Here is a 6,558-nt window from a genome sequence, read left to right as displayed (position 1 = left end):
GCGGAAGCCAAAATGGCTTCCGCTTTTTTACATGATGATAAATTGTAAAGATGAGGTATATTTGGTATAATTATTTATACTATATACCATGCGGTGTATTGGTTTTAGAGGAATTGTGACAATACTTCGGTATGAGCTGAAAAGATGGGAGGTTTGTGATTGGATAATCAGAACCATATGGTAAAAAATGAAACCAATGATGTAGGCTCTATTCGTATAGCTGACGAGGTTGTCGGTATTATTGCAGGAATGGCGGCAACGGAAATATCCGGTGTGGCAGGCATGAGCGGCGGTTTGGTTGGCGGTATTGCAGAAATGTTGGGAAAGAAAAATTTAGCTAAGGGTGTTAAAGTTGAAGTCGGTGAAAAGGAAGCAGCCGTTGATCTATACATTATAGTAGAGTATGGTGTAAGGATCCCGGATGTTGCCCTGCAGGTTCAGGAAAATGTTAAAAGAGCAATTGAAATGATGACGGGGCTGGATGTGGTGGAAATTAATATTCATATTCAGGGTGTAGGTTTTAGTCAAGATACCAGGGATGAAGATATACGTGTACGTTAATGCTAATTTTCAGCAAGCTTTTTGATTTGGTAGTATGAAAGGAGCCAGTTATGGGGATTCTTGATCGTATTATTCTTTCTCTCTATACGTTGCTATTAACCTTCCTGTCTTTAGGCGTAATTTTGATTTCTTTGCGCCTGATTTCTTTAGATTGGGTGCAGACAAGCATTTCCTATTTATACGGACACTGGGAAGCTGGCCTGACAGCAGCTGTTTTTCTTCTTGTAAGTATCCGTTTGCTACTCGCAGGATTACGAGTTCGATCTGAATCAAAAAATACGATTGTGCATCATACGGATATGGGAGATGTTCATATCACGATTGAAGCTGTTCGTAATCTTGTTGAAAAAGTGACTCGGCATACTCGGGGAGTTCGGGGAGTGAAAGTCTTTGTCGTTCATAATGAGCAGGGGCTAAAAGTCGTGTTAAGGATCGTTGTCAGTCCTGAAAGCAATGTGCCAAATGTATCGTCGGAAGTTCAGCGCAGAGTGCATGAGTACATTAAAAACACGGTAGGTGTTGAGTTAGCCGATATACAGGTTTTGGTAGAAAACATCTCCAATGATTTTAAAAATAAGCAGCGTGTTGAGTAAATTGAGGTGATAGTATGAACTCTAAACTCATACAAGAAATATGGCAAAATCATAATGGTAAAATTACAGGTGCGGTCATTGGATTGTTTATTGGTATTTTTATTATTACTTTTGGCTTTTTCCGCACTTTTTTTGTGTTGTTATGTATGGTTGCAGGTTATATTATAGGTAAACGGATTGATGAAAAAGAAGATATTATGGATATATTAGAAAAAATGCTTCCTCCGGGATATCACCGATGATGTTGATGGAGCATTAGTATAGAAAAGAGAGGTTATCTATGAGCCGCCGTAAAGCAAGAGAAATGGCACTACAGGCTTTATTTCAGTTGGATTTTAATTCTATTGAAGCTACAGACGCACTTCGCTTAGTTTTTGGTGAAAATGAAAAAATAACCGATAAAGCAAAAGCGTATACTTTGCAGCTTGTCCGGGGAACCCAAAGTCATTTAGAAGCAATCGATAAGACAATTTCCGAAGTATCCAGTGAATGGAAGTTGAATCGGATGACCGGGGTCGACCGGAACATTGCCCGTATTGCCGTTTACGAGATGATATATAGCGAAGAAAAGTTGCCACCCAATGTTGTAATTAATGAAGCTGTGGAGTTAGCAAAGTCGTTTGGCACGGAAGAGTCCGGTCGATTTGTCAATGGAATTTTGGGATCTCTGGTAAAACATAAATAGGTGGGGGTCATTATGATCCGTTGTTTTCTTGGTATTGATACCAGCTGTTATACTACATCCGTGGCAGTATTAACCGAAGCGGGAGAACTATTGACCGACTCACGAAAACTGCTACAGGTTAAACCGGGAAGCCGTGGTTTGGCACAATCGGAAATGGTATTCCAGCACTCACGCAACCTGCCGCAGCTATTTGAAGACGTTTTTTTACACTTACAGGCTGAAGCTGGCATCGCAGGAATCGGTGTGTCTGCTTATCCGCGCCCTTTGCCAACTTCATATATGCCCGCCTTTTTGGTTGGAGAAGGCTATGCCAAAGTTTTGGCCGCTATGCAAAAATGTAAACTTAAGAGAATTAGCCATCAGGAAAACCATATTGGAGCAGGGATTTGGTCGGCAGGCGGCCCTTTCATAGAGGAATTTCTTGCGGTTCATGTATCGGGTGGTACAACGGAAGTAGTTCATGTGATTCATAAGGAGTCAATGGCGGTAACTCTGTTAGGAACAAGTTGTGATTTGCACGCAGGTCAATTTGTTGACCGCGTCGGTGTCGCATTAGGGTTACCCTTTCCGGCGGGACCGCATCTGGAAAAGTTAGCTGCTGCCGGTCGGCAAAAAAAGCTTGTTCTCCCGGTGGCGGTGCAGGGATTACATGTCAGTTTTTCCGGACCGGAAACGCATGTTATGCGTCTTATAAAACAGAATGCAGATGCAGCGGCAGTAGCTGCCGGCGTGGAAGTTTGTATTGCCGATTCTATATATAAAATGATTAGTGCTGCTGTCAAACAAACACAAATTTTTCATGTATTGCTGGTTGGCGGTGTTACGTCCAATACTTTTATACGGCAGTATATTACAGAAAAGTTGACGGCAGAGCAGGTAAAGCTGTACTGTCCGCAGAAACAGTTTAGCGGTGATAATGCCGTAGGCGCGGCATTTTTCGCATTGACAAGTTAACTGTTTACTTACTCTTTGCTTGTGTATGCAGGAGTATGTTGCTCCAGGCGGATTGTCTGGGCATTGTCTTTTTTAAGGGAAAAACTTGTGTGTAAGGTGATTGTGTTGAAGATACTTTCGGTAAGCGACGTTACGAAATATATCAAACAACTCTTTACTGACGATATTATACTTTCTAGTATTTATATTCGTGGTGAAATATCAAATTTTAAGCGACATCATTCCGGACATTGTTATTTTACCTTGAAAGATGGTAATGCGACGATAAGATCCGTGATGTTTAAAAGCCGTACCCAATTTTTACGCTTTACACTTCGGGACGGATTAAAAGTTATTGCTGGAGGGCAAGTTTCCGTATTCGAGCGGGATGGGCAGTATCAATTGTATGTTGAACAAATCCTGCCTGATGGTATAGGGGAATTAACATTAGCTTTTAATCAACTAAAGGATAAGCTGATGGCAGAGGGACTTTTTGATGAATCACGAAAAACCCCACTGCCTTTGTTGCCTGGTGTTGTGGGTATTGTCACTTCCCCAACGGGGGCTGCCATACGGGATATTATAACGGTTGCCAAACGAAGATATCCCGGTATCTCTTTGATTGTCTATCCAGTACAAGTACAGGGGCCTGAAGCACCGCAGCAAATTTCACATGCTATCAGAGTATTAAATCGTTTAGGGGAAGCTGATGTGATTATTACCGGCCGTGGTGGTGGGTCTATCGAAGAGCTGTGGGCTTTTAATGAAGAACAAGTAGTACGGGCTATTGCGGAATCGACAATACCGATCGTATCCGCAGTGGGTCATCAGACGGATTACACCCTTGCTGATTTTGCTGCAGACCGGCGTGCTGCCACTCCCTCTCAAGCCGCTGAGCTTGCCGTTCCCGATGTCCAGGAGCTTTGTCGTTACATACGGGCATTACAGTCAGCATTAGTGCGCAATATCAATAGTATTTTGCAATCTAATCGGGCTTTAGTTTGTCAGTATCTTGAAAATCGTTTTTTTAGGCAGCCGCACTTACTTATTAAAGATAAACACCAGACTCTGGACGGCCTTTTCCAAAGATTGAAACAATCTATACATAAATTGAATATGGACAAACGTCATCAATTTCAAATTACCGCTGAAAAGTTGTCCATGTTAAATCCATTGGGAGTTTTAGCCCGTGGCTACAGCATAGTAACAAATCATGACCATCAGGTGGTTCGCAAAGCTCAGCAAGTGGTTAACGGGGAAAATGTAAATATTACATTACACCGCGGAGAACTTGCCGTAAAGGTAATTAGTGTGAAAGAGGATATGACCAGTGAATAAAAAAAGTATGAACAAAATGTCATTTGAAGAAGCTATAAAAAAACTTGAAGAAATTGTTAAACATTTAGAGCGGGGAGAATTAACACTGGACGAGTCTTTGACTCAATTTTCGGAAGGCATTGCCCTATCACAGCATTGCTTGGCACGACTTGAAAATGCGGAACAGCAGATTGATAAGATGTTACGGGAAGAAGAAGGAACTATTATAGAAAAACCGTTGCAATTGCAGGAGGATGCGAAATGTTGAAACAATATATGCAGGAAAAATGTGATGTTATTGATCAATTTCTTGATCAGCTGATTCCTGGCAGCCAAGGGTACCCACCGGTTATTTTCGAAGCTATGCGGTATAGTTTGTTGGCTGGGGGAAAACGCTTACGCCCTGTTTTGCTTATGGCGGCTGCGGATGCTGTCGGCGGTAAAGGGGAAAGATATACACACGTGGCCTGCGGATTGGAAATGATTCATACCTATTCTCTAATTCATGATGATTTACCAATCATGGACAATGATGACTATCGCCGTGGGAAACTGACAAATCACAAAGTTTATGGCAATGCAGTGGCACTGTTAGCCGGTGATGGATTATTGACCCTGGCTTTTGAAGTCATGCTGAAACAGCCGAATATAACAGCCGAGGTGCTTCTAAAAGTTGTACATGAAATTGCAGTTTCTGCCGGTGTTTTAGGAATGGTTGGCGGGCAAACGGTCGATTTACTGTCAGAAGGTAAACTTATTGATATCGAGACACTGCGTTATATGCATAAGGCAAAAACAGGAGCTTTATTCAAAGCTTCATTACGTGCAGGTGCCATGCTGGCAGGTGCTGGAGAAAGTCAATTGCAGGCATTGACTACTTATGCAGAGCAATTTGGCTTGGCCTTTCAAATCACTGATGATATTCTTGATGTTACGGGAACACAAGAAAAAATCGGTAAACCAATAGGAAGTGATGAAAAAAATCACAAGGCCACTTATGTTTCTTTATATTCATTACAAGAAGCACAACAAATGTCTAACAATGCCGGACAAAAGGCATTGGAGGCGCTCCAGGATTTCGGCCCTGAGGCGGAAGTGCTACGAGCCATGGTCCGGTATATATTAACGCGTGATAATTGAGGTGCCTGACGTGTCTGAATTTATAACCTCGCTAAAACAAAATAATATTCTTATCAGTGCTTTTTCTGCCTGGATGAGTGCGCAAATCTTAAAAGTCCTGTTTTCGTTTATAAAACATCGTGAATTTAATGCAGAACGCCTGATCGGTGCAGGAGGGATGCCAAGTTCGCATACGGCTTTGGTTGTCTGTCTGGCGAGTTCAGTTGGCTTTCAGGAGGGATTTGATTCTTCGCTTTTTGCTATATCGGTTATATTGGCGGCCATTGTTATGTATGATGCAGCCGGTGTGCGTAATGCTGCGGGTAAACAGGCAAAAGTGATTAACCGCCTGGTACATCAAATGCGGGTACAACATACCCTGCCTGATATAAAGTTAAAAGAATTACTTGGTCATACCCCTTTAGAAGTACTGGCAGGTGCTTTGTTGGGTTTTTTTGTAGCATACGCTTTTTACTTATAGGTAATATAGTTTATTTGATGCGAGGTAAGAGGTAGTTTACATGAACAAAGAACGATTGGATGTCTTATTGACAACGAAAGGCTTAAGTCCGAGCCGAGAACGGGCAAAAGCCTCCATAATGGCCGGGCTGGTTTTTGTCAATGATCGAAAGGTTGATAAAGCCGGAACCGTGGTACCAACAGACGCTAAGATTGAAATCCGTGGAGATAGTATTGGCTATGTTAGCCGGGGCGGCTTAAAACTGGCCAAGGCATTACAAGTCTTTTCCATTCAATTAGAAAATAAAACCATGGCAGATATCGGCGCCTCCACTGGCGGCTTTACTGACTGCGCTCTAAAAAACGGAGCAGCCCGGGTATATGCTATTGACGTTGGTTATGGTCAGCTTGCTTGGTCACTCCGGATGGATGAGCGTGTAATCAATATGGAACGAACTAACGTTCGCAATGTTACTTTAGAAATGGTTGGAGAATTACTCGATTTTATATCTATTGATGTGGCTTTTATTTCACTCAGCAAGGTTTTGCCGGTAGTCAGCAAACTGCTTGCACCACACGGTTCTATCGTTGCCTTGATTAAGCCGCAGTTTGAAGCCGGACGTGAAAAAGTCGGGAAAAAAGGTGTGGTTCGTGATGCTAAGGTACATTTGGAAGTGATTAGCAATGTGGCAGCTTTCGCCCGGGAATTGAGCTTGATTCCACAAGACCTGACGTTTTCACCGATTAAAGGGCCTGAAGGCAATATCGAATATTTAATATACCTTACTAGATCCGACCCGTCAGACGGTATTACCACCAGTTTTATTCATAACATAGTTACTGAAGCCCACGCATATTTATTGTAATCTATTTTATTGTGCTTTAACTGGA

The 6,558-nt window shown here is 42.3% G+C and carries 10 protein-coding genes; all 10 read left to right on the top strand.

Annotated elements, in window-relative coordinates; all coding sequences use genetic code 11:
• Window positions 1-177: 177 nt before the first annotated feature.
• A complete protein-coding gene (locus P22_RS01840) occupies window positions 178-561 on the top strand; it encodes an Asp23/Gls24 family envelope stress response protein (protein WP_054258513.1) in 384 nt (127 codons plus the stop codon).
• 50 nt (window positions 562-611) lie between these two features.
• Window positions 612-1,154: an alkaline shock response membrane anchor protein AmaP gene (gene amaP, locus P22_RS01835; protein WP_054258486.1), complete on the top strand. Its 543-nt coding sequence runs from the start codon at window positions 612-614 to the stop codon at window positions 1,152-1,154.
• A 14-nt stretch (window positions 1,155-1,168) separates the two neighbouring features.
• Complete coding sequence (locus P22_RS01830; protein ID WP_054258485.1) at window positions 1,169-1,396, top strand: DUF2273 domain-containing protein; 228 nt, start codon at window positions 1,169-1,171, stop codon at window positions 1,394-1,396.
• A 38-nt stretch (window positions 1,397-1,434) separates the two neighbouring features.
• Window positions 1,435-1,839, top strand: coding sequence for a transcription antitermination factor NusB (gene nusB, locus P22_RS01825; protein WP_054258484.1), 405 nt, complete (start codon window positions 1,435-1,437; stop codon window positions 1,837-1,839).
• Window positions 1,840-1,851: 12 nt separating this feature from the next.
• Complete coding sequence (locus P22_RS01820) at window positions 1,852-2,793, top strand: Kae1-like domain-containing protein (RefSeq protein WP_054258483.1); 942 nt, start codon at window positions 1,852-1,854, stop codon at window positions 2,791-2,793.
• Window positions 2,794-2,898: 105 nt separating this feature from the next.
• Window positions 2,899-4,110, top strand: coding sequence for an exodeoxyribonuclease VII large subunit (gene xseA, locus P22_RS01815; protein ID WP_054258512.1), 1,212 nt, complete (start codon window positions 2,899-2,901; stop codon window positions 4,108-4,110).
• Window positions 4,103-4,357 (top strand): exodeoxyribonuclease VII small subunit, encoded by a 255-nt coding sequence (gene xseB, locus P22_RS01810; RefSeq protein ID WP_235814521.1) that lies wholly within the window; start codon window positions 4,103-4,105, stop codon window positions 4,355-4,357. The genes xseA and xseB overlap by 8 nt, the downstream gene beginning before the upstream one ends.
• The gene (locus tag P22_RS01805) at window positions 4,351-5,229 is read left to right on the top strand and encodes a polyprenyl synthetase family protein (protein ID WP_054258482.1); all 879 of its coding nucleotides are present in this window, start codon (window positions 4,351-4,353) and stop codon (window positions 5,227-5,229) included. The genes xseB and P22_RS01805 overlap by 7 nt, the downstream gene beginning before the upstream one ends.
• Before the next feature lie 10 nt (window positions 5,230-5,239).
• Window positions 5,240-5,689, top strand: a complete 450-nt coding sequence (locus tag P22_RS01800; protein WP_054258481.1) for a divergent PAP2 family protein — start codon at window positions 5,240-5,242, stop codon at window positions 5,687-5,689.
• A gap of 40 nt (window positions 5,690-5,729) precedes the next feature.
• Entirely contained in the window at window positions 5,730-6,533 is an 804-nt protein-coding gene (locus tag P22_RS01795; RefSeq protein ID WP_054258480.1) for a TlyA family RNA methyltransferase, read from the top strand.
• Window positions 6,534-6,558 lie beyond the last annotated feature (25 nt).

The sequence above is a fragment of the Propionispora sp. 2/2-37 genome, assembly GCF_001298735.1.
Classification (GTDB): Bacteria; Bacillota; Negativicutes; order Propionisporales; family Propionisporaceae; genus Propionispora.
Note: the sequence above shows the minus strand (reverse complement) of the source record. Positions and strands in the feature narration are given on the sequence as shown.